At 70.1% G+C, this 21,337-nt stretch carries 21 protein-coding genes and 1 riboswitch; of the genes, 3 read left to right on the forward strand and 18 right to left on the reverse strand.

Translation table 11 applies throughout. The annotated features are described in order from the left end of the window. Positions 1–2: 2 nt before the first annotated feature. From thiD to AB4112_RS00335, 12 genes are all read right to left on the reverse strand, one after another. Positions 3–821, reverse strand: coding sequence for a bifunctional hydroxymethylpyrimidine kinase/phosphomethylpyrimidine kinase (gene thiD / locus AB4112_RS00280; protein WP_309797650.1), 819 nt, complete (start codon positions 819–821; stop codon positions 3–5). After that, positions 818–1,495, reverse strand: coding sequence for a thiamine phosphate synthase (thiE, locus tag AB4112_RS00285; RefSeq protein WP_309797649.1), 678 nt, complete (start codon positions 1,493–1,495; stop codon positions 818–820). Before thiE ends, thiD begins: the two co-directional genes overlap by 4 nt. Before the next feature lie 64 nt (positions 1,496–1,559). Beyond that, positions 1,560–1,654: riboswitch (TPP riboswitch) on the reverse strand. A gap of 139 nt (positions 1,655–1,793) precedes the next feature. Beyond that, entirely contained in the window at positions 1,794–3,233 is a 1,440-nt protein-coding gene (locus AB4112_RS00290; protein ID WP_309797647.1) for an aldehyde dehydrogenase family protein, read from the reverse strand. Between the two features lie 74 nt (positions 3,234–3,307). Then, on the reverse strand, positions 3,308–4,660 hold the full coding sequence (rmuC, locus tag AB4112_RS00295) for a DNA recombination protein RmuC (protein WP_309797646.1): 1,353 nt from the start codon (positions 4,658–4,660) through the stop codon (positions 3,308–3,310). A 42-nt stretch (positions 4,661–4,702) separates the two neighbouring features. Next, entirely contained in the window at positions 4,703–5,977 is a 1,275-nt protein-coding gene (gene eno / locus AB4112_RS00300) for a phosphopyruvate hydratase (protein WP_309797644.1), read from the reverse strand. Continuing rightward, the gene (locus AB4112_RS00305; protein WP_309797643.1) at positions 5,974–6,972 is read right to left on the reverse strand and encodes a phosphotransferase family protein; all 999 of its coding nucleotides are present in this window, start codon (positions 6,970–6,972) and stop codon (positions 5,974–5,976) included. Before AB4112_RS00305 ends, eno begins: the two co-directional genes overlap by 4 nt. Before the next feature lie 4 nt (positions 6,973–6,976). After that, the gene (locus AB4112_RS00310) at positions 6,977–7,705 is read right to left on the reverse strand and encodes an SDR family NAD(P)-dependent oxidoreductase (RefSeq protein ID WP_309797642.1); all 729 of its coding nucleotides are present in this window, start codon (positions 7,703–7,705) and stop codon (positions 6,977–6,979) included. 135 nt (positions 7,706–7,840) lie between these two features. Then, complete coding sequence (gene araD1, locus AB4112_RS00315) at positions 7,841–8,845, reverse strand: AraD1 family protein (RefSeq protein WP_309797640.1); 1,005 nt, start codon at positions 8,843–8,845, stop codon at positions 7,841–7,843. A 10-nt stretch (positions 8,846–8,855) separates the two neighbouring features. Further along, positions 8,856–9,632 carry an SDR family NAD(P)-dependent oxidoreductase gene (locus tag AB4112_RS00320; protein WP_309797638.1) on the reverse strand — a complete coding sequence of 259 codons (777 nt, stop codon included), beginning with the start codon at positions 9,630–9,632 and terminating at the stop codon, positions 8,856–8,858. A 66-nt stretch (positions 9,633–9,698) separates the two neighbouring features. Continuing rightward, the gene (locus AB4112_RS00325; protein ID WP_309797635.1) at positions 9,699–11,447 is read right to left on the reverse strand and encodes an IlvD/Edd family dehydratase; all 1,749 of its coding nucleotides are present in this window, start codon (positions 11,445–11,447) and stop codon (positions 9,699–9,701) included. 29 nt (positions 11,448–11,476) lie between these two features. After that, the gene (locus AB4112_RS00330; RefSeq protein ID WP_309797633.1) at positions 11,477–12,214 is read right to left on the reverse strand and encodes a FadR/GntR family transcriptional regulator; all 738 of its coding nucleotides are present in this window, start codon (positions 12,212–12,214) and stop codon (positions 11,477–11,479) included. A gap of 116 nt (positions 12,215–12,330) precedes the next feature. Continuing rightward, positions 12,331–12,486 (reverse strand): hypothetical protein, encoded by a 156-nt coding sequence (locus tag AB4112_RS00335; protein ID WP_309797630.1) that lies wholly within the window; start codon positions 12,484–12,486, stop codon positions 12,331–12,333. A gap of 119 nt (positions 12,487–12,605) precedes the next feature. Here AB4112_RS00335 and AB4112_RS00340 point away from each other — a divergent pair, with 119 nt between their 5' ends. Next, positions 12,606–13,505: an aldose 1-epimerase gene (locus AB4112_RS00340; protein WP_309797628.1), complete on the forward strand. Its 900-nt coding sequence runs from the start codon at positions 12,606–12,608 to the stop codon at positions 13,503–13,505. 311 nt (positions 13,506–13,816) lie between these two features. After that, positions 13,817–14,884, forward strand: a complete 1,068-nt coding sequence (locus AB4112_RS00345) for a saccharopine dehydrogenase family protein (RefSeq protein ID WP_309797626.1) — start codon at positions 13,817–13,819, stop codon at positions 14,882–14,884. Positions 14,885–14,959: 75 nt separating this feature from the next. Here the strand turns inward: AB4112_RS00345 and AB4112_RS00350 are convergent, their stop codons facing one another. From AB4112_RS00350 to AB4112_RS00375, 6 genes are all read right to left on the reverse strand, one after another. Beyond that, the gene (locus tag AB4112_RS00350) at positions 14,960–15,289 is read right to left on the reverse strand and encodes a type II toxin-antitoxin system RelE/ParE family toxin (RefSeq protein WP_309797625.1); all 330 of its coding nucleotides are present in this window, start codon (positions 15,287–15,289) and stop codon (positions 14,960–14,962) included. Between the two features lie 5 nt (positions 15,290–15,294). Beyond that, entirely contained in the window at positions 15,295–15,579 is a 285-nt protein-coding gene (locus AB4112_RS00355) for a type II toxin-antitoxin system Phd/YefM family antitoxin (protein ID WP_309797623.1), read from the reverse strand. Between the two features lie 57 nt (positions 15,580–15,636). Further along, on the reverse strand, positions 15,637–16,308 hold the full coding sequence (locus AB4112_RS00360) for a fused DSP-PTPase phosphatase/NAD kinase-like protein (RefSeq protein WP_309797621.1): 672 nt from the start codon (positions 16,306–16,308) through the stop codon (positions 15,637–15,639). An 80-nt stretch (positions 16,309–16,388) separates the two neighbouring features. Continuing rightward, on the reverse strand, positions 16,389–17,144 hold the full coding sequence (locus tag AB4112_RS00365; RefSeq protein WP_309797619.1) for a Bax inhibitor-1/YccA family protein: 756 nt from the start codon (positions 17,142–17,144) through the stop codon (positions 16,389–16,391). A gap of 128 nt (positions 17,145–17,272) precedes the next feature. Then, the gene (locus AB4112_RS00370; protein WP_309797616.1) at positions 17,273–19,798 is read right to left on the reverse strand and encodes an ABC transporter permease; all 2,526 of its coding nucleotides are present in this window, start codon (positions 19,796–19,798) and stop codon (positions 17,273–17,275) included. Continuing rightward, positions 19,795–20,463, reverse strand: a complete 669-nt coding sequence (locus AB4112_RS00375) for an ABC transporter ATP-binding protein (protein WP_441716518.1) — start codon at positions 20,461–20,463, stop codon at positions 19,795–19,797. Before AB4112_RS00375 ends, AB4112_RS00370 begins: the two co-directional genes overlap by 4 nt. A 175-nt stretch (positions 20,464–20,638) precedes the next feature. Between AB4112_RS00375 and AB4112_RS00380 the strand changes: the two genes are divergently transcribed. Further along, a complete protein-coding gene (locus tag AB4112_RS00380; RefSeq protein WP_441716911.1) occupies positions 20,639–21,253 on the forward strand; it encodes an arylesterase in 615 nt (204 codons plus the stop codon). Positions 21,254–21,337: the final 84 nt, after the last annotated feature.

Below are 21,337 nucleotides of genomic sequence, written 5' to 3' on the forward strand. Positions count from 1 at the left end.
GGTCAGCCCCATAGCGCGTGGAAATGGTGCAGCGGGCCGTGGCCGCCGCCGACCGACAGGCGGCCGCTGGCCTGCAGCGCCCCGGTCAGATAGGACTTCGCCTCGCGCACCGCCGTCTCCAGGTCGGGACGCTGCGGCAGCAGGGCGGCGATCGCGGCCGACAGGGTGCAGCCGGTGCCGTGGGTGTTGCGGGTGGCGATGCGCGGCGCGGTCAGGATGACGGCGCCGGCCGGGCCCAGCAGCAGGTCCGGGCTCTCCGCCTCGTCCTCCAGGTGCCCGCCCTTCAGCAGCACCGCGCGCGGCCCCAGTGCCAGCAGCGCCGCCGCGGTCTCCGGCATCTCCGCCCGGCGCGCGGCCGCCGGCCGGTCCAGCAGGTCGGCCGCCTCCGGCAGGTTCGGGGTGACCAACGCGGCCAGCGGCAGGATCTCCTCGCGCAGGGCGGAGACGGCGTCCTGGCGCAGCAGCCGGTCGCCGCTCTTGGCCACCATGACCGGGTCGACCACCACCTGGGTCAGCCCGTGCCGGCGCAGCGCGTCGGCCACCGCGCGCACGATCCCGGCGGTGGCCAGCATGCCGATCTTGACCGCGTCGATCCGCACATCGGCCAGCAGGCAGTCGATCTGCCGGGTCACGAAGGCCGGCGACACCAGCTCCACCGCCTCGACCCCGCGGGTGTTCTGGGCCACCAGCGCGGTGATGACCGTGGTGCCGTAGGCGCCGAGGGCGGAGAACGCCTTGAGGTCGGCCTGGATGCCGGCGCCGCCGGACGGGTCGGTGCCGGCAATGGTCAGGACGTTGGGGATGGTGCCGGCGGGGATCACGCCGTTCCCCGCCCGTTGGTCACCGCCCCGCGGATCGCCCGGGCGGCGGCCTCCGGGTCGGCGGCGGCGCAGATCGCCGAGACCACGGCGACGCCGTCGGCCCCGGCCGCGACCACGGCGGCGGCCAGGGCCGCATCGATGCCGCCGATGCCGACCACGGGGAGGGGCACCTGCTCGCGCAGGGTGCGGAAGCCGTCGACGCCGATCGCCGGCCGCGCCTCGGCCTTGGTCGAGGTGGCGAAGACCGGGCCGATGCCGGCGTAGTCGGCGATGGCGGCATCGACCGCCCGCGCCTCCGCCGCGTCATGCACGGTGACGCCGATGATCAGCTCAGGGCCTAGCAGCCGGCGCGCGGTCTCCGCCGGCATGTCGCGGTCGCCCAGATGCACGCCGTCGGCGCCGACCGCCAGGGCCACGTCGACCCGGTCGTTGACGATCAGCGGGATGCCCAGCGGCGCCAGCACCGCCTGCAGCTGCCGCGCCGCCTCGATCAGGGACCGGGTGGTGGCGTCGGGGTCGCGCAGCTGCACCAGGGTGACGCCGCCCCGCACCGCCGCCGCGGCCACCGCCGCGACGCCGCGCGGGCCGCTCAGCCGGGTGTCGGTGACGAGATAGACCGACAGGTCGAAGCGTCGCCGCCCGGTCGATCCGAATGCCTGAAATGCCGTGCTCATCCATTCCTCCGCCGTGGCGAAGGGGGCGTCGGCGATCGATCCAAGAGGATCATGGCCCGTGGGCCAGGCATCGCGTGACGGTTCCCTTCGCTGGCATGACCCAGATCAGGTTCGACGGGTATGATCTCAGCCCGAGCGCGGGCACCCCGTGTCACTTCCAGGGCCGAGGCTCGCAAGGGCCGGGCGGGGTGTCAAGCGCGCCCGGCCAAATGAAAGGGCCCGGCCGTCGCCGGCCGGGCCCTTTGCATTGATCAGCCTGCGTCAGATCAGCCCGAGGCCATGATCGGCCTTCAGCCGATCAGCCTGGGAAGGTATAAGCGGTCTTCACCACCGTGTAGAACTCCGCGGCGTAGCGGCCCTGTTCGCGCGGGCCGTAGCTGGAGCCCTTCCGGCCGCCGAACGGCACGTGATAATCCACGCCCGCGGTCGGCAGGTTCACCATCACCATGCCGGCCTGGCTGGCCCGCTTGAAGTGGCTGGCGTATTTCAGGCTCGAGGTCGCGATGCCGGCGGAGAGGCCGAATTCGGTGTCGTTCGCCGTTGCCAGTGCAGCCTCGTAGTCCTTGACCCGGATCACCGAGGCGACCGGCCCGAAGATCTCCTCGCGGCTGATCCGCATGTCGTTGGTGGTCTCGATGAACAGCGCCGGGGACAGGTAGAAGCCCTCGGTCTCGCGGTTCAGCCGCTCGCCGCCGAAGGCCAGCTTGGCGCCTTCCTTGACGCCGATGTCGATGTAGGACAGGTCCTGGTCCAGCTGGCTCTGGTCCACCACCGGGCCCATCTCGGTGCCCTGCTTCAGCGCGTTGTCGACCTTCAGCGACTTCAGCTTCTCGGTCATCGCCGCGACGAAGCGGTCATGGATGCCCTCGGTCACGATCAGGCGGGACGAGGCGGTGCAGCGCTGGCCGGTGGAAAAGAAGGCGCTGTTGGTGGCGGCCCCGACGGCGGTGTTCAGGTCGGCATCGTCGAGGATGACCATCGGGTTCTTGCCGCCCATCTCGAGCTGCACCTTCTTGCCGATCTCGGCGCAGCGCACCGCGATGGCGCGGCCGGTGCCGACAGAGCCGGTGAAGCTGATGGCGTCGATATCGCGGCTGGCGACGAAGGCCTCGCCGACCACCGAGCCGCGGCCCATCACCAGGTTGAACACACCGGACGGCACGCCGGAGTCGATGATGATCTGCGACAGGGCCCAGGCGCTGCCCGGCACCAGGTCGGCCGGCTTGAACACGACGCAGTTGCCGTAGGCCAGGGCCGGGGCGATCTTCCAGGCCGGGATCGCGATCGGGAAGTTCCACGGCGTGATCAGGCCGATGACGCCCATCGGCTCCCGCGTGATCTCGACATCGATGCCGGGGCGGACCGAGGCCAGCTTCTCACCCTGGATGCGCAGCACCTCGCCGGCGAAGAACTTGAAGATCTGGCCGGCGCGGGCGGCCTCGCCGATGCCCTCGGGCAGGGTCTTGCCCTCCTCGCGCGACAGCAGCCGGCCCAGCTCTTCCTTCTTCGCCAGGATGGTGTTGCCGATCTTGTCCAGCAGGTCGTGCCGCTCCTGCAGCGTGGTCATCGACCACTTCGGGAAGGCGGCGCGGGCCGCGGCGATCGCCTGCTCCGCCTGGGCGCGGTCGGCGCGGGTGTATTCGCCCACCACGTCCGACAGGTCCGACGGGTTCACGTTCTTCGCGGCGTCCGGGCCTTCGACCCAGGATCCGGCGATGTAATTGGCGTGGACGCTCATTTCGTTCCCTCTCTCGACCTATTGTCGGATGAATGGCTACTGGATAGGTCGTGCCGATATCCGATGCAACAAGGCTATGGCGTTTCGTCTTCCGTCATGGCCGGCATGTCGGCCTCGGGTACGTCCAGCTCCAGAAGCGGCGCCGCCTTGTCCATCGGCAGTTCCTCGACCTGGCGCAGCTTGCGGTGGATGGCGCGGGTGCGGGTGCCGATCTGCTGGATCACGTTCTGCCCTTCCTGCAGCTTCTTGCCGACCTTGTCCATCAGCTCGCCATAGCTCTGGAACTCCGCCTTGACCGCGCCCAGCACCTGCCAGATCTCGGCCGATTTGTGCTGGATGGCGAGGGTGCGGAAGCCCATGCGCAGGCTGGACAGGAAGGCGCCCAGCGTGGTCGGGCCCAGGATGGTGACGCGGTACTGCTCGCGCACCGATTCGCGCAGGCCGGGCCGGCGCAGGATCTCGGCGAACAGCCCCTCGGTCGGCACGAACAGCACCGCGAAATCGGTGGTGACAGGCGGATAGATGTATTTGGTGGCGATCTTCTTGGCCTCGTCGCGGATCCGCCGGTCCAGCTGCCGGCCTGCCGCCTCGGCCGCCACGGTATCGCCGGCCTCCAGCGCCAGGTTCAGCCGCTCGTAATCCTCCTGCGGGAACTTGCTGTCGACCGGCAGCAGCACGCCTTCGGGCAGGCGGATGGCGAACTCCACCGTCTCGGAACTATCCGGCCGCGGCCGGGCGTTGCGCACCAGCTGGTCCTCGGTCAGCACCTGCTCCAGCAGGGCGTCCAGCTGCTCCTCGCCGAAGGTGCCGCGGGTCTTCACGCCGGACAGCATCTTCTTCAGGTCGCCGACGCCGCCGGCCAGCACCTGCATCTCGCCCAGGCCCTGATGCACCCGCTCCAGCCGCTCGCTCACGGTCTGGAACTGGGCCTGCAGCCGGGTCTCCAGCGTCGCCTGCAGCTTCTCGTCGACGGTGGCGCGCATCTGCTCCAGCTTCGCCTCATTCTCCTGGCGCAGCTTCTGCAGGTTCAGGTCCAGCGTCTCGCGCAGCCGGCCCTGGCTCTGCGCCATCGATTCGGACAGGGCCTGCAGCCGGGTGGCGACGGTGTCCAGCCGGGTCTGCTGGGTCTCGCCGATCGCCCGCATCGCGCCGACCAGCGTCTCGCCGGTGTGGCGCAGGGACGCCGCGATCTCCTGCCGCTGGCGGCTGTCGCGGGCCTCGGCCGAGGCTTCGGCGCGACGCTCCGCCGTCTGCAACTCCTGCTCCACCCGGCCCAGGTCGCGGCGCAGATCCTCGATCGCGCCGGTCAGCGGGCTCAGATCCAGCCGGGTCCGCCGGAACAGCGCGACCAGCAGGGTCAGCAGCGCGACGCCGAGGATGACGAGGCCGAGGATGCGGAGATCGATCGAGGCGAGGTCGAAATTCATAAGCTCATCCGGATGCGGGACCGGCAGAACACCCCAGACCGCTCACCCGCGCAAGGTGCTTCGGCCGGCGAAGATGGCGCGGCCGCCCAGCGCCTCCTCAATCCGCAGCGCCGCATTCCATTTCGCCATCCGCTCCGACCGGGCGAAGGACCCGACCTTCAGCTGGCCGACGCCCCAGCCGACCACCAGGTCGACGATGGTGGTGTCCTCGCTCTCGCCCGAGCGGGCGGAGACGATGCCGGTCAGCCCGACCGCCTTCGCCGCATCCCAGGCCGCCCTGGTCTCGGTCAGGGTGCCGCGCTGGTTCGGCTTGATCAGCACGGTGGTGCAGGCCCGTGTCGCCGCGGCCTCGCGCACCCGCGCCGCATCGGTGACCAGGAAATCGTCGCCGACGATCTGCACCCGGTCGCCGATCGCCGCGGTGATGGCCCGGAAGCCGGCGGCATCGTCCTCCGCCACCGGGTCCTCGACCGACAGGATCGGCCAGCGCCGGGTCCAGCCGGCGACCAGCTCGACCATCTCGCCGGTGTCGCGCTCCCGCCCCTCGAAGCGGTAGCGGCCGTCGCGGCCGAATTCGGAGGCGGCGACATCCAGCGCGATCGCGACCTCATCGCCCGGCCGGCGGCCGGCGGTCTCGATGGCGCGGACCAGCATGTCCAGCGCCTCGGCCGAATCGGCGAAGGCCGGCCAAAAGCCGCCTTCGTCGGCGACGCCGCACAGCTTGCCGGACTCGGCCATCAGCGACCCGGCGGCGCGGTAGACCTCCGCGGTCCAGTCCAGCGCCTCGGCGAAGCTGCCGGCGCCGGGGCAGATCACCATGAAGTCCTGCAGGTCCAGCCGCCGTCCGGCATGGGCGCCGCCGCCGAAGATCTGGATCTCCGGCAGGGGCAGCAGCACGGCATCGTCGCCGCCGAGATGGCGCCACAGCGGCAGGCCGGCGGCGGCCGCGGCAGCATGGGCCGTGGCCATCGACACGGCGATGGTGGCGTTGCCGCCCAGCCGCGCCTTGTTCGCGGTGCCGTCCAGGCCGATCAGGGCCTGGTCCAGCCCGGCCTGGTCGGAAGCGTCGAAGCCGGCCAGGGCGCGGGCGATCTCACCATTCACCGCATCGACCGCGCCGCGCACGTCATGGCCGCCGAAGCCGGTGCCGCCGTCGCGCCGGTCCAGCGCCTCGCCCGAGCCGGTGGAGGCCCCGGCTGGGGCGATGGCGCGGCCGATCGCGCCGCCCTCCAGCCGGATCTCGGCCTCCACGGTCGGCCGGCCGCGGCTGTCCCACACGCGGCGGCCACGGATCTCGGCGATGGTGGTGCGGGTCACAGGCTCAACTCCTCGGCCCAGGCGATGCGGATCTGGGCCAGTCTGTTCGGCGGGGCCAGCAGCAGCGGTTTCGCCACCCGGCGCACCCGGTCCTTCTGTGCGGAGTCGGTGAGGTATTCGACCGGGGACTTGCCGTCGACCCGGGCCAGCAGCAGCCCGGGCAGCAGCCGCGCGGCGCGGGCCTCGAAGGCGGCGGCCGGTTCCCAGTCCACGCCGGCGAGATAGGCGACGGCCAGCGCGTCGAAGCAAGCCAGGAACTGCCCGGCCGATTCGGGCCGCCACAGCCCCTTCAGCAGCAAATGATTCAGGCAGAAGGCGAGGTCGAAGGCCGGGTCGCCCCACCAGGCGCATTCGGCGTCGATGAACACCGGGCCTTGCGGTCCGATCAGGATGTTCTTCGGGCTGACGTCGCCATGGACCAGCGCCCGCTTGGTCGCCCGCGTGGTCTCGACCAGGGCCAACAGCGCGTCGGCGCAATCCGGATGCGCGGCCGCGGTCGCGACCAGATAGGGCTCCAGCCGGATGTCGTAGAAGATGCCGTCGGTCGGGAATTCGGCCGCCAGACCCGGATCCGCCGCCGTCGCCGCATGGATCCTGACCAGCCGCCGTCCCACCTCGGCCGCGACCGCCGGATCGGCCTGGCCGTCGCGCAGTTGGGCCTTCCACACCGGGTGGTCCTCCGGCGCCAGATAGGCCATGGCCAGGGCGCCGGCGGCATCGTCCTGGCCCAGCAGGGCCGGCACCGCCTGCGGCACGATGCCGGCGGCCACCCGCATCCAGCGCGCCTCATACAGGTTGCGCACCACCGGCGCCTGCCAGTCGGCCGCGACCCGCAGCTTCGGCAGGGCCCGCTTGACGCAGACCGGGCCGGCGGCCAGGTCGACCCGCCAGATGTCGGAGGAGACGCCGCCGGTCAGCGCGGTGAAGCGCGGCGTCTCGCCCGGGCCCGCCAGCCCCATCCGGCGCAGGGCCGGCAGCAGGTCGGGGGCCGTCATCGGGTCAATAGGTGGCGCGGCCGCCGGACAGGTCGAACACGGCGCCGGTGGTGAAGCTGTTCTCGGCCGAACACAGCCAGGCGATCATCGACGCCGCCTCCTCGACCTTCAGGAAGCGGGCGCGGGGGATGCGCGACAGCATGTAGTCGATATGCTCCTGGCTGATCTGCTCCAGGATCCGGGTCTTTGCGGTGGCCGGGGTGACGCAGTTGACCGCGATGTCCTGGCCGGCCAACTCCTTGCCCAGCGACTTGGTCAGGGCGATCACGCCCGACTTGGCGGCGGAATAGGCGCTGGCGTTCGGGTTGCCCTCCTTGCCGGCGATCGACGAGACGTTGACGATGCGGCCATAGCCGCGGGCGATCATCCCCGGCACCACCGCGCGGCAGCAGTAGTAGACCGCGTTCAGGTCCAGCTCGATCACCTGGCGCCAAGTGTCGATCGGATAGTCCCAGGTCTTCACCGAAGGCCCGGCGATGCCGGCGTTGTTGATCAGGATGTCGATCTGGCCCTGGGCCTCGACCGCGGCGGCGATCGCGGCCGCGTCGGTGACGTCGATGGCGGTGCCGGTGGCGCCCATCGCCTTCGCCGTCTGCTCGACCAGCGCCTGGTCGCGGTCCCACAGCACCACCCGGGCGCCGGAGGCGATGAAGCGTTCGGCGACGGCGCGGCCGATGCCCTGCGCCCCGCCGGTGACGACGGCGATCTTGCCGTCGAGGTCGATCCTGTTCATCTGCGTTTCCCCGTCTTCCGTCGTTTCTGCCTGTCATGCCCGGGCCTGGCCCGGGCATCCAGAGTCTGTCGAGACCCTCTGGATTGCCGGGTCAAGCCCGGCAATGACAGTAAGGGAGTGGTCCGTGCCCCGAGCCTACAGCGCCCGCACCACGACCGTCTCCTCCGCCGCGCGCGCCAGTGGGTTGCGCAAAGGCCGGCCGAAGGCGGCGGCCTCGATCTCGAAGCGGTCGCCGGGCTCGGGCTTGATGCCGTCGGTGACGCTCAGCGTCGCCGTGCCGAAGAAGTGCAGGTGCACGTCGCCGGGCCGGCGGAACAGGCCGTATTTGAAGTGGTGGTGCTCCAGATTGGCGATCCAATGGCTCATATTGGCCTCGCCGCTCAGGAACGGCTTCTCCCAGATCACCTGGTTGCCGCGGGTGATCCGGCTGGTGCCGCGCACGTCGTCCGGCAGCGGGCCGATCAGCAGCTCCGGCCCGACCGAGCACTGCCGCAGCTTGGAATGGGCCAGCAGCAGGTAGTTCTGCCGCTCGGTGATGTGATCGGAGAACTCGTTGCCGATGGCAAAGCCGACGCGCCAGGGCGTGCCGTCCGGCCCGACCAGGTAGCAGCCGGTGATCTCCGGCTCCTCGCCGCCGTCCAGGGCGAAGTCGGGCATGGTCAGCGGCTGCTCACCGGCGACCACGATCGAGCCGTCGCCCTTGTAGAACCATTCCGGCTGGACCCCGGCCTTGCCGCCCGCCTGGCCCCCGGCCGGCTTGCCGCCGGCGATGCCGTCACGGAACATCTTCATGCTGTCGGTCAGCTTTTCCGCCTCGCCCAGAGTCTTGTGCATCTGGTCGCGGGCGTCGGCGCTGCCGAGATGGGTCAGCCCCGTGCCGGTGACGATGCAATGCGCCGGGTCGGGATGGTCTAGCGGCACCAGCAGCCGGCCCTCGGCGATGACGGCGGCGTAGGAGTCGGTGCCGTCGCCCTCATCGGCCGCGACCAGCTCGGCAATGCCCTTGCGCGCGCCGATCGCCGCCTGGGCGAGGTCGTAGGTGGTCTCGAAGACCGACAGCAGCTTCAGCGTGTCGCCGCCGCCGGAGACGACGCCGACGCGACGTTCGCCGGCCTGGGTGCGGATCTGGATCAGGTTCATCTTTTTTGCCTCACAATCCCGTGGCCCAGCCGGCATCGACCACGAAGGTCTGGCCGGTGCACAGGGCGCTATCATCGGCGGACAGCCACAGCACCATCTGGGCCAGGTGCACCGGCATCACATAGTCGGGGATGCACTGGTCCTCGGCCCGGCGGGCATCGGCCTCCGGTGTCAGCCACAAATCCTTCTGGCGCTGGGTGATGACCCAGCCCGGCATCACGGTGTTGACCCGGATGTGCTGCTTGCCCCAGTCGCGGGCCAGGCCGCGGGTCAGCCCCTCGACCCCGGCCTTGGCCGTGGTGTAGGCGGGCATGTTGCCCTGCTTCAGCCGCCAGGAGACCGAGCCGAAATTGATGATCGAACCGCCGCCGGCCGCCTGCATCATCGGCTGCACCGCCTGGGCGGCAAAGAACTGGTGGCGCAGGTTCACCGCCATGCGGTCGTCCCAATAGTCGGGCTCGACCGTCTCGGGGGCGTGGCGCTGGTCGTGCGCCGCGTTGTTGACCAGGATGCGGATCGGCCCGACGGCCTCCTTGGCCTCGGCCACCGCCTTGCGCAGGTCGGCGATGTCGCGCAGGTCGCAGCGGCGGAACACCGGCGCGGCCAGGCCCTCGGCCTTCAGCCGGTCGACCAGGGCGGTCGACGCCTCCTCGTTGATATCGACGAAGAAGACGCGCGCCTGCTGGCGACAGAAATGCTCGACGATGCTCTCGCCGATGCCGCTGCCGCCGCCCGACACGAAGACGGGTTTGTCGCGCAGCGATGGATAACTTGCGTAGTCGGTCATGATGATCCGCTTGGCCAGAATAGAGAGCGGCCCGCCCCGATCAGGGGCGGGCCTGCGGTTCGATCGTCAGTGGCTGTCGCGCGGCACGGCATGGCCGCGGCTGCCGACCAGGAAGTCGAGGTCGGCGCCCTTGTCGGCCTGCATCACGTGCTGGACATACAGCGACTGGTAGCCGCCCTTCATCGTCGGCTCCGGCGGCGACCACAGCTTGCGCCGCTCGGCCAGCACCTCGTCCGAGACCTCGAGATGCAGGCGCCGGTTGGCGACGTCCAGCTCGATCATGTCGCCGTCCTGCACCAGGGCCAGCGGGCCGCCGGCGGCCGCTTCCGGCGCCGTGTGCAGCACCACCGTGCCGTAGGCCGTGCCGCTCATGCGCGCGTCGGAGATGCGGACCATGTCGCGCACGCCCTTCTTCAGCACCTTCTGCGGCAGCGCCATGTTGCCGACCTCGGCCATGCCGGGATAGCCCTTCGGGCCGCAGTTCTTCAGCACCATGATGCAGGTCTCGTCGATGTCGAGATCGGGGTCGTCCACCCGTGCCTTGTAGTGCTCGATGTTCTCGAACACGACGGCGCGGCCGCGATGCTGCATCAGCTCCGGCGTGGCGGCGGAGGGCTTCAGCACGGCACCGTCCGGCGCCAGGTTGCCCTTCAGCACGGTGATGCCACCCTGCTTCACCAGCGGGTTGTCCCAGGCCCGGATCACCTCCGGGTTCCAGTTGGCGGTGTTCTTGACGTTCTCCCACATCGACTTGCCGGTGACGGTCGGGGCGTCCTTGAACAGCATGCCGTTCTCGCCCAGCGCCCGGGTCACCGCGGGGACACCGCCTGCGTAGTAGAAATCCTCCATCAGGAAGCGGCCCGACGGCATCAGGTCGACCAGGGTCGGCACGTCGCGGCCGAACTCGTCCCAGTCCTTCAGTTCGAACTGGATGCCGACGCGGCCGGCGATGGCCAGCAGATGGATGACCGCGTTGGTCGACCCGCCGATGGCGCCGTTGACGCGGATGGCGTTCAGGAAGTTCTCGCGGGTCAGGATCTTCGAGATGCGCAGGTCCTCATGCACCATCTCGACGATGCGGCGGCCGGTCATGTGGGCGATGACGTAGCGGCGGGCGTCGACCGCCGGGATCGCGGCGCAGCCGGTCAGGCTCATGCCCAGCGCCTCGGCCATCGAATTCATGGTGCTGGCCGTGCCCATGGTCATGCAGTGGCCGGCGGAGCGGGACTGCCCGGCCTCGGCCTCCATGAACTGCTGCAGGCTGATGACGCCGGCCTTCACGTCGGCGTCGAACTGCCAGACGCTGGTGCCCGACCCGATGGTCTGGTCCTGGTAGCGGCCGTTCAGCATCGGCCCGCCGGAAACGACGACGGCGGGGATGTCGCAGCTGGCGGCGCCCATCAGCAGCGACGGGGTGGTCTTGTCGCAGCCGGTCAGCAGCACGACGCCGTCGATCGGGTTGGCGCGGATCGCCTCCTCGACATCCATCGCCGCCAGGTTGCGGTACAGCATCGCGGTCGGCCGCAGGTTGGTCTCGCCGGTCGAGAACACCGGGAACTCCAGCGGGAAGCCGCCCATCTCCCACACGCCGCGCTTCACATGCTCCGCCAGCTTGCGGAAATGCGCGTTGCAGGGGGTCAGCTCGGAGAAGGTCTGGCAGATGCCGATCACCGGGCGGCCGTCGAACACATGGTCCGGCAAACCCTGGTTGCGCATCCAGCTGCGATGGAGGAAGCCGTCCTTGTCGTGCGGGCCGAACCAGGCCGCAGAGCGGAGGGGTTTCTTGTTGTTGTTGTCGCTGGCGTCGTCAGCCATCACGGGGTCCTTGTCTGGCTAGGCTGTGGTCAGGGCGTTGGAATCATGTGCGGCAGGGCGCGGCGGAGATCCTCCACCGCATCTTCGAGCAGGACGCGCATCGCCTGGCGCGCCGCCTCCGGCTCCCGCGCCAGGATTGCGTCGCGCACCGCGCGGTGGCGCGGCAGCGAGATCTGCAGCGCGCCGGGTTCGTTGTTGGTGATGCGAAAGCTGGTTGCCATCGCGGTCTCGATCAGGGCGCCGAGCGGGTGCAGGAACTCGTTGTTCGAGGCCGCCAGGATCGATTGGTGGAAGCGCAGGTCGGGCTCGATCGAGGCGTCGCCGTCCGGCGCCGCCTCCATGTCCGAGAAGGCGCGGGCGATGGCCTCGCGCTGGGTGTCGGTCGCGCGCTCCGCCGCCATCGACGCGGCCGCGGGCTCGATGACCTGGCGGATCTCGAACAGGTCCTTGGCCAGGCGCTCGATCGGCTGGGTGGCGAACTGCCAGGCCAGCAGGTCGGGGTCCAGCATGTTCCATTCGTCGCGCGGCCGCACCCTTGTGCCGGTCTTGGGCCGGGATTCGACCAGCCCCTTGGCCGCCAGCACCTTGATCGCCTCACGCAGCGCGGTGCGGCTGACCGAGAACTGCACCGACAGGTCGGCTTCGTTCGGCAGCACGGTGCCGGGCTGCACGTCGCCGCGCACGATCCGCACGCCGATGTCGTAGGCGATCTGGCCGTGCAGCGACCGGCGGGAGAAGGTCTTGCTGCTGCGGGAATGCTCGACCATGACTCTCGCCCGCGGTGGCTGGCCGCCTGGGGGGAGCGGTTCGGCCGGATGGTCTTCCCCCTTGTCGCGCCCGGGCGCGGCGGGATCCGCCGTCACGGGCGGGTAGGGCACGCCCGTCATTGGCGGAAGCCTTTCCGGATCAGCGGCGGCCGCGGCCCGGCGATCCCGTTGCGGCCGACCTGCAGGCTGGCGTCGCGCAGGGCAATGGTCTTGACGTAGACCATCCGGATGCCGTCCATGGAGACGGCATTCTCATCGCTCTTCTCGACCACGGCCTTTCCCCAGCGGCACGATCAGACTTGCCGATCGTGCTCTTTGCTATTCATCATACAAATAGAGTATTGGGCTGTCTCAAGATCGGCGTCAAGCATTGCCGAAAGGGAGAAACGGAATGGCGGTGGAGACGGTGCGGCTGCGGGCGGGGGCGAGCGGCCTCGACCTTGTGCCGGCGATCGGCGGCGGGATCGCCGCCTACTGGACCGGCACCGGGGAAGCCCGGCGCGACTGGCTGCGGCCGGCCACCGCCGCCGCTCTGGCGGCGGGCGACCCGCTCGGCCTCGGCAACTTCCCGCTGACCCCGTTCTCGAACCGGATCCGCGAAGGCCGCTTCCGCTTCCAGGGGCGGGAGGTGGCGCTGCCCCTGAACACGGCGGCGGAACGGCATCAACTGCACGGCTATGGCTGGCAGCGGCCCTGGCGGGTGCTGGAACAGTCGGCGACCCACTGCGCCATCGGCTACGACCACGCGGCCGACGCCTGGCCTTTCCCCTATCATGCCCGGCAGGACTTCACCCTGAGCGAGGCCGGGCTCGACCTGGCGATCTCGGTCGAGAACACCGGCGATACGGCGATGCCGGCCGGGCTGGGCCAGCACCTCTACTTCCCGCGCACCCCCGCCACCACCGTTACCGCCGGGATCACCGGGATGTGGGCCAATGACGCCGAGGTGATGCCGCTGGAACTGGTCGAGCCGCCGCCGGGCAAGGACCTGCGCCGCGGCTTCCGGCCGGAGGATGTGCGGACCGACAACACCTTCACCGACTGGGACCGCCGGGCGGTGATCGAGTGGCCGGAGCGGCGGGCCTGGATCGCGATCGAGGCCGAGGCGCCGCTCGACTTCCTGGTCTGCTACGCACCCGACGACCCTTATGTCTGCGTCGAGCCGGTCAGCAACATCACCGACGCCTTCAATCTCGCCGAGGCCGGCCGCACCGACACCGGGACGACGGTGCTGCAGCCCGGCGAGGTGCTGCGCGGCGTGATCCGCCTGCGGCCGGAGGTGGTGGCGTAGCGGTGTAGGTGGGTTCGCGCCAGCGAACCCAACATCTTTCTGTGGCGCGTTGGGTTCGTCGAGGCGAACCCAACCTACGTCGAAGAATCAGTGTTGAATGCCATCTGACTCACAATTTCAGGTCGGCTAATTATCTTGCTCGGCGCCCCGGATCGGCCGGCGACTCGAAGGTCGCCCGGCCCCCGCGCGCACCTTCCGGAACGGCTGTTCACCAGGCTTTCTGCGGCTTTCCGGCTGATGTAGACCTCATCCATCCGTACCGCCCCGGCGCGACCTCGCCCCGGGGCGTCCGTTTGTGAGGGACACGCGCCATGACCAAGGTTCTGCTGCTCGGCGGGGGAAAGATCGGCACCTGCATCACCGCGTTGCTGACCGCCACCGGGGACTACCAGCTCACCGTCGGCGACCAGGATCAGGGCATGCTCGACCGGCTCGAGGGCAATGTCGCCAAGCGCCAGCTGCGCTTCGACGACGCCCAGGCGCTGCGCGACGCGGTGTCCGGCCACGACGTCGTGATCTCGGCCGCGCCGTTCCACCTGACGCCGCTGATCGCCGAGGCGGCGAAGGACCGCGGCGCCCATTACTTCGACCTGACCGAGGACGTCGAGAGCACCCGCCGGGTCAAGGCCCTGGCCGAGGGCGCGAAGACCGCCTTCACCCCGCAATGCGGCCTGGCCCCGGGCTTCATCTCGATCGTCGGCTACGACCTGGCCAAGCGCTTCGACGAGCTGCACACCGTGCACATGCGCGTCGGCGCCCTGCCGGTCTATCCGTCGAACGCGCTGAAGTACAACCTGACCTGGTCGACCGACGGCCTGATCAACGAGTACTGCAACCCCTGCGAGGCGATCCATGAGGGCGAGCTGCGCGAGGTGCTGCCGCTCGAGGGCATGGAGCACATCTCGCTCGACGGCATCGACTACGAGGCGTTCAACACCTCGGGCGGCCTGGGCACGCTGTGCGAGACGCTGGAGGGCAAGGTCAAGTTCCTGAACTACAAGACCGTGCGCTATCCCGGCCATCGCGACATCGTCAAGATCCTGGTCAACGAGCTGCAGCTGGGGCAGCGCCGCGACATCCTGAAGGACGTGCTCGAGGCCTCGATCCCGATGACCAAGCAGGACGTGGTCCTGATCTTCGTCACCGCCTGGGGCAAGAAGGACGGCCGGCTGATGCAGGAGACCTACGCCAAGAAGGTCTACGCCAAGGAGATCGGCGGCCAGCTTTGGAGCGCGATCCAGGTCACCACCGCGGCGGGCATCTGTGCCATGGTCGACCTGCACCGCGCCGGCCAGCTGCCGCAGAGCGGCTTCGTGCGGCAGGAGCAGGCCAACCTGTCCGACTTCCTGGCCAACCGCTTCGGCCAGCACTACGCCTGAGAACCGGGCACAAGAATCGGGTTTAGGGAAGAAACGGGAAAGGTCGCGGCCGAGGTCGCGACCTTTTCATTTGGCTCAGGGCATTTGCAGCAATCGGTGCCGCAGCAGGCTCTGCATGTCGCGCCGCCCGTCGACAACGCAATGGACGACCACCGCGTCCTCGCGGATCCGATAGATGATGCGGTAGGGCTTGTGGTGGGCCTCGCGGAACTGAGCCAGTCCGAGGGCGCGCAATTCCTTCGAGATGCTGCCGCGTGATGGCAGGTTTGCCAGCCGCCGGATCACGTCGTTCAGGGATCGGAGGATACGACGAGCGTTCTCCGCTGAATCGTGCTCGGCGATAAAGTCGACAATGCTTTCGAGGTCCCGTTCCGCTTCCCGCAGCACGATGACCGGCAGGGACACGGGGATCAATCCTTGAGGCGGGCCTCGAGGCGGGCTTCCAGGTCGGCAAAGACGTCCTCGGCCGGCCGGAACCTGCCCGCTTCATAGTCGCGCTCGCCCAGCGCCAGGATCTTCAGCAGCGCCAGCGTTTCCTGGGTCTCTTCGTAGCTGTCGATGTCCTGCAGCACCGCCTTGGCTTCGCCGTTGACGGTGATGATGAAGGGCTCCTGCCCCTCCCGCAGCCCCTGGATCACCTCCGGGGCATGGGCTTTCAGATAGCTGATCGGCTTGATGCGGTCGGACAGTTTCATCGCGGCCTCCTGGGCTCAGTCCGAATATAGACCGAATTCGGACCTGCGGAAAGTCGGCTACTCCCGCCCCAGCAGCCCGTCGACGATCATGGTGGCGATGCCGCTGGGCACGAAGGAGGCCTTCACCGCCTTGCGGTCGTAGCCGGTGTCGACCCAGTCCCAGAAGGCGATCGGCTCGCGCGCATCGGCCTCGGCATAGGCCTCGATGAAGCGGTCGAGCAGGCCGGTCGGCGACTTCTTGAAGTGCAGGTAGCGCCAGTGCAGCTGCCGCAGCGCCTCGGCGGCCGGGCGGCCCTCGCGCGTCATCAGGATCAGCGCCGCCATCAGCCCGGCGCGGTCGGAGCCGGACTTGCAATGCACCAGGATCGGATGCTCCGCCGCGTCCAGCACCCGCCGGATCTGGTGCAGCACGCTGACCTTGGGCGCGTCGCGCGACTTCAGGGTCAGGTCGACCAGCGTGATGCCGTGGCGGCGACAGGCCTCGGCCTCGCGGCGGTACGAGCCGCAGTCGCGTGGGCCGCGCAGGTTGATGATGGTGCGGATGCCGTCGCGGGCCATGCCGCGGATCTGGTAGGGCAGGGGCTGGCCCGAGCGCCACACGCCGGGCGCGAACTCGACCCGCGTGTTGACGAAGGTGCGGAACGCGCAATGGTCGACGATCCAGCTGTCGAACGCGTCGGCCAGGCGGCCCCAGCCCTTTCGGGGCTGATCGGGAACGGCGTCGGTCATGTCCATGTCGATGGGGGGCCCAGAAAGACGAAGCCCGGCGGATGGGACCGCCGGGCTGTCTGCGGCTATGGTCTGCTCGCTCAGTTGCGGTTGCCGAGCAGCCGCAGCAGGAACATGAACAGGTTGAGGAAGTTCAGATACAGCGTGAGGGCGCCCCAGACCGCGGTCTTGGTCTCGACCTCATGGCCCTGCCCCTCGGCATACTGCTCCTTCAGCCGCTGGGTGTCGTAGGCGATCAGGCCGGCGAAGATCAGCACGCCGAGCACGCTGATGACGAAGGCCAGGCCGCTCGAGGCCAGGAAGATGTTGACCAGGCTGGCGATGATGATGCCGAACAGGCCCATCACCAGGAACGAGCCGAAGGCCGACAGGCTGCGCTTGGTGGTGTAGCCGTACAGGCTCAGGCCTGCGAAGGACGCCGCGGTGATGAAGAACACCCGCACCACGCTCTCGCCGGTATAGGCCATCAGCACCGGCGCCAGGCCGATGCCCTGCAGGGCGACGAACGCCCAGTACAGAGTCTGCAGCGTGGACGCGCTCATCGAGCGGATGCCCATGCTCATCCAGAAGATCAGGCCGATCGGCGCCAGCAGCGCAACCCAGCCCAGCCCGGTCAGGCCGACCCGCCCGAAGGCGTTCACGGCCAGGAAGGTGCCGCCGAGCGGGGTGAACATCACCAGCGCGGCGGTGATGCCGCTGATCAGCAGGCCCCCAGCCATGTACCAGTAGATCCGCAGCATGTACTGCCGCAGACCCTCGTCGAACGCCGCACGCTCGATGGCGTGCGCATTGGCGCCCGGCCCCGTCGCGTAACGGCCCTGTGGATCGAAGGCCATCTCAAAACCTCTATGGGTGGTGAAGAACCACGCGGCTGAAATATTGGCAGCGCGGGGCCAACATACAACAGGTGCGGCCTGCGCCGAAGGGCCTCAGGTGAAGCCGGTCCAGAAAGGCCTCAACCGGCCTATTCGTTGCGCAGCAGCGGCGCCGCCTTCTGGCCCAGCGCGACCCAGGTGCCGAGGAAGCCGAAGCCCAGGGTGATGGCGACGCACAGGCCGGCGGTGCCCAGCAGGGTCAGCGGCAGGAAGGTCCAGCCGATCTTCATGACATAGGTCAGAACGCCCCAGGCGGCGATGGTGCCGAGGACGCAGGCGATCGCGGCGGTCAGCAGGCCCAGCAGCCCGTATTCGATCAGGAAGGCGCGCATCACGTCGCCGCGGGTGGCGCCCAGCACCTTCAGCACCACCGCGTCGTAGATCCGCCGCCGGTGTCCGGCCGCGACCGCCCCGGCCAACACCAGCGCGCCGGCCAGCAGGGTGATGCCGGCGGTGGACCGCACCGCGGTGCCGATCTGGGACAGCAGCGCGTTCACCGTCTCCAGCGCATCCTTCAGGCGCACCGTGGTGACGTTGGGGAAGGCGTCGGTCACCGCCCGCTGCAGCCCCGGCTCCGCCGCCGGCGGCACCTTCACCGTGGCCAGCCAGGTGTGCGGCGCGGCCGACAGCGGCTTCGGCGACATGATCAGGGTGAAATTGATGCCCAGCGTGCCCCAGTCGATCTCGCGGATGTTGGCGACCTCGGCGTCGATGTCGCGGCCCAGCACGTTCAGGGTCATGCGGTCGCCCGGCTTCAGCCCGAAGGCGCCGGCGATCTCCTGCGATGTCGAGACCTTGGGCGGGCCGTCGTAATCGGCCGGCCACCATTCGCCCTGCAGGATCTTGTCCTTGGGCGGCTTGGCGGTGGCGTAGGTGATGCCGCGGTCGCCGCGCAGCACCCAGCCGGCGGTCTTGGGGTCGACCACCGCCTTCTCCACCGGCACGCCGTTGACCGAGACGATGCGGCCCCGCAGGCTCGGCACCTCGGCCAGGTCGCTGGCGCCCGATGTGCCCTGGATCAGGGCGTCGAACTGGTCCTTCTGCGACTTCTGGACATCGACGAAGAAGAAGGACGGCGCGGCGCCGGGCAGGGTGTCCTGGATCTGGCGGTCCATGTTGCCCTGGATCAGGGCGATCGCCGCCAGCACGGTCAGGCCCAGCCCGAGCGACAGCACGATCTGCGGCGTCGGCGCGCCCGGCCGGTGCAGGTTGGCCAGGGCCAGCCGCAGGCCCGGCCGGCGCGGCCGCGGCGCCCGGCGCAACAGCGCCATGACGCCCAGCGCAGTGCCGTGGAACAGGCCGATCGCGGCGATGGCGCCGGCCACGAAGATCGCGGCCAGCATCGTGTCGGAGGCGGTGGCCACGGCCAGGGCGGCCAGCGCCGCGCCGCACAGCGCGGTGGCGGCGATGAAGATGGCGGCGGGGCGGATGTGGCGCGGCGCCACCCGGTCGCGGAACAGCGCCGCGGCCGGGGTGCGGGCGGCGCGGGCCAGCGGCCACAGCGAGAAGGTCAGGGCGGTCAGCAGGCCGAAGCCGGCGGCCAGCAGCAGGGCACCGGGATAGACGCCGATCCTGGTCTCCACCGGCAGCAGCCCGTCGATCAGGGCGGCCACGGCCGGCGGGGCCGCAGCGCCGACGCCCAAGCCGATGACGATGCCCAGGCCGGCCAGCACCAGCACCTGGATCAGATAGGTCTCGAAGATCAGCCGGCCGGGCGCCCCCAGGCATTTCAGCGTGGCGATGGTGGCCAGCCGGGCGTCGAGCCAGGCGCGCACCGCGTTGCCGACCCCGGCGCCGCCGACCAGCAGCGCGGTCAGCCCGACCAGGGTCAGGTACATGGTCAGCTGGTCGATGGTCCGGCGCAGCGACGGCGCCGCGTCGCGGTCGTCGCGGATCCGCCAGGTGCCGTCGGGGAAGCGAGTCTTCAGACCGGTGGCGAAGGCGTGGGCGTCGCTGCCGCGCGGCAGCGCCAGGCGATAATCGTAGGCCAGCATCGAGCCGGGCTGGACCAGCCCGGTCGCGTCCAGCGCGCCGCGGCCGATCATCAGCCGCGGGCCGATCGAAAAGCCGTTGCCGCCCGCCTTGTCGGGTTCGCGCGCAATGGTGCCGCGCAGCTGCAGCACCGCATCGCCGACCGCGATCCGGTCGCCGACGGCCAGGCCCAGCCGCGCCGCCACCTCCGGGTCGGCCACCGCGCCCCAGACGCCGTCGCGCTGCGCCAGGGCGGCCTGCAGGTCGCCGCCCTCGTCCAGCTCGGCCTTGCCGTACAGCGGATAGGCGCCGTCGACCGCCTTCAGCTCGACCAGCGTGGTCGATTCGTCCTTCGGGCTGCGGGCCATGCCGCGGGTCTCGACCACCTCGGCCACCCGGCCGGCGGCATCCAGCTCGGCCCGCTCCGCCGCGGTCGCCGGCTCGTACAGCCGGTGCAGCGCCACGTCGCCGCCCAGGATGGCCTGGCCGTCCTGGGCGATGCTGCTGCGGATGCCGTCGGCGACCGACTGCACCGTGGCGATGGCGCCGACGCCCAGCGCCAGGCAGGCCAGGAAGATGTGGAAGCCCTTCAGCCCGCCGCGCAGCTCTCGCCGGGCCAGGCGGGCGGCGACGGCGAGGGTCATCGCAGCTTCGCCAGCGCGGCGGAGGTGGCGGTGCCGTCATCGGCGATGCGGCCGTCGACCAGCCGGATGATGCGGTCGCACCGCGCCGCCAGCGCCGGGTCGTGGGTGATCAGCAGCAGGGTGGCGCCGCGCTTGCGCGACAGGTCGAACATCAGCTCGATCACCTGCCGCCCGGTCTCGCCGTCCAAATTGCCGGTCGGCTCGTCGGCCAGGATCACGTCGGGGTCGGCGGCGAAGGCGCGGGCCAGGGCGGTGCGCTGCTGCTCGCCGCCTGAGAGCTGGCCGGGATAATGGGTCAGGCGATGGCCCAGCCCGACGGCGCGCAGCCGCTCCGCCGCCCGGTCGAAGGCGTCGGCGGTGCCGGCGAACTCCAGCGGGATGGCGACATTCTCCAGCGCCGTCATGGTCGGGATCAGGTGGAAGTTCTGGAACACGATGCCGACATGGTCGCGGCGGAACAGCGCCAGGGCGTCCTCGCCCAGCGCCGTCAGGTCGCGGCCGGCGACGGCGATGCGGCCTTTGGTCGGCCGCTCCAGCCCGCCGAGCAGCATCATCAGGCTGGACTTGCCGGAGCCGGAGGGGCCGACGATCGACACCACCTCGCCGGCGCCGACGCGCAAGTCGATTCCACGGAGGATGTTGACGGGGCCGGCCGCGCTCGCCAATTCAAGATGCACATCCGTCAGCCGGATCGTCGGCGCCGCGCCCCCTGCGCGCGCCGCTCCGGACTCGGTCGGCGGTGCAGGAGAAGTCCCGTCCATGCGCATTCCGTGGTCTTTCCGTCAACTTCGGACAAATAGCACCCCGCGGCGGCTTTTCAATGCGGCGGCGTTGGCCCTGGTGTTCGGCCTGGCGGTCGGATCGGCCGGCCAGGCCCAGGCCGAGGCGATCCGCATCCTGGCGTTGGGTGACAGCCTGACCGCCGGTCTGGGCCTGAGTGAGGCGGACGCCTTCACGACGCAGCTGGAGGCAGCGCTGAAGGCGCAGGGCTACGACGTCCGGGTGCTGAACGCCGGGGTGTCGGGCGACACCACCGCCGGCGGGCTGGACCGGCTGGACTGGGCGTTGGCCGACAAGCCCGACCTCGCCCTGGTCGAACTCGGCGCCAACGACATGCTGCGCGGCGTCGACCCGACCGCCGTCCGCGCCAATCTCGACAAGATCCTGGCCAGGCTGGGCGATGCCAAGATCCCGACCCTGCTGGCCGGCATGCTGGCCGCGCCCAATCTGGGGCCCGCCTATGGCGCGGCCTTCGACGCGATCTATCCCGATCTGGCCAAGGCCCATGGCGTGCCGCTGTACCCCTTCTTCCTCGACGGGGTGGCGGCCCAGGCGGCGCTGAACCAGGCTGACGGCATGCACCCTAACGCGGCCGGGGTGAAGGTCATCGTCGACCGGATCACCCCCGCCGTGGTTTCGCTGATCAAGGCCGGCGGCTTTGCCAAGACCGGGTAAGGCCGCCGCCGCGGGCGGTTCCGTGCGGCGGCGTTTCCGGGTATAGAGCGAGGATCGGGCGGAATCGTCCGACCTAAGTCCCGA

This window comes from Inquilinus sp. 2KB_23, from assembly GCF_052115705.1.
GTDB classification, from domain to species: domain Bacteria; phylum Pseudomonadota; class Alphaproteobacteria; order DSM-16000; family Inquilinaceae; genus Inquilinus; species Inquilinus ginsengisoli_A.

What these genes read in the sequence shown, in the direction of transcription:
- AB4112_RS00305 (WP_309797643.1), bottom strand. Translation starts at nt 6,972, where the DNA reads ATGACGGCCCCCGACCTGCTGCCGGCCCTGCGCCGGATGGGGCTGGCG.
- AB4112_RS00330 (WP_309797633.1), bottom strand. Translation starts at nt 12,214, where the DNA reads ATGGTCGAGCATTCCCGCAGCAGCAAGACCTTCTCCCGCCGGTCGCTG.
- AB4112_RS00325 (WP_309797635.1), bottom strand. Translation starts at nt 11,447, where the DNA reads ATGGCTGACGACGCCAGCGACAACAACAACAAGAAACCCCTCCGCTCT.
- thiE (WP_309797649.1), bottom strand. Translation starts at nt 1,495, where the DNA reads ATGAGCACGGCATTTCAGGCATTCGGATCGACCGGGCGGCGACGCTTC.
- AB4112_RS00355 (WP_309797623.1), bottom strand. Translation starts at nt 15,579, where the DNA reads ATGAAACTGTCCGACCGCATCAAGCCGATCAGCTATCTGAAAGCCCAT.
- AB4112_RS00365 (WP_309797619.1), bottom strand. Translation starts at nt 17,144, where the DNA reads ATGGCCTTCGATCCACAGGGCCGTTACGCGACGGGGCCGGGCGCCAAT.
- AB4112_RS00370 (WP_309797616.1), bottom strand. Translation starts at nt 19,798, where the DNA reads ATGACCCTCGCCGTCGCCGCCCGCCTGGCCCGGCGAGAGCTGCGCGGC.
- araD1 (WP_309797640.1), bottom strand. Translation starts at nt 8,845, where the DNA reads ATGAACCTGATCCAGATCCGCACCCAGGCCGGCGAACGTCGCGTCGGC.
- rmuC (WP_309797646.1), bottom strand. Translation starts at nt 4,660, where the DNA reads ATGAATTTCGACCTCGCCTCGATCGATCTCCGCATCCTCGGCCTCGTC.
- AB4112_RS00310 (WP_309797642.1), bottom strand. Translation starts at nt 7,705, where the DNA reads ATGAACAGGATCGACCTCGACGGCAAGATCGCCGTCGTCACCGGCGGG.
- AB4112_RS00320 (WP_309797638.1), bottom strand. Translation starts at nt 9,632, where the DNA reads ATGACCGACTACGCAAGTTATCCATCGCTGCGCGACAAACCCGTCTTC.
- AB4112_RS00345 (WP_309797626.1), top strand. Translation starts at nt 13,817, where the DNA reads ATGACCAAGGTTCTGCTGCTCGGCGGGGGAAAGATCGGCACCTGCATC.
- AB4112_RS00290 (WP_309797647.1), bottom strand. Translation starts at nt 3,233, where the DNA reads ATGAGCGTCCACGCCAATTACATCGCCGGATCCTGGGTCGAAGGCCCG.
- AB4112_RS00340 (WP_309797628.1), top strand. Translation starts at nt 12,606, where the DNA reads ATGGCGGTGGAGACGGTGCGGCTGCGGGCGGGGGCGAGCGGCCTCGAC.
- AB4112_RS00360 (WP_309797621.1), bottom strand. Translation starts at nt 16,308, where the DNA reads ATGACCGACGCCGTTCCCGATCAGCCCCGAAAGGGCTGGGGCCGCCTG.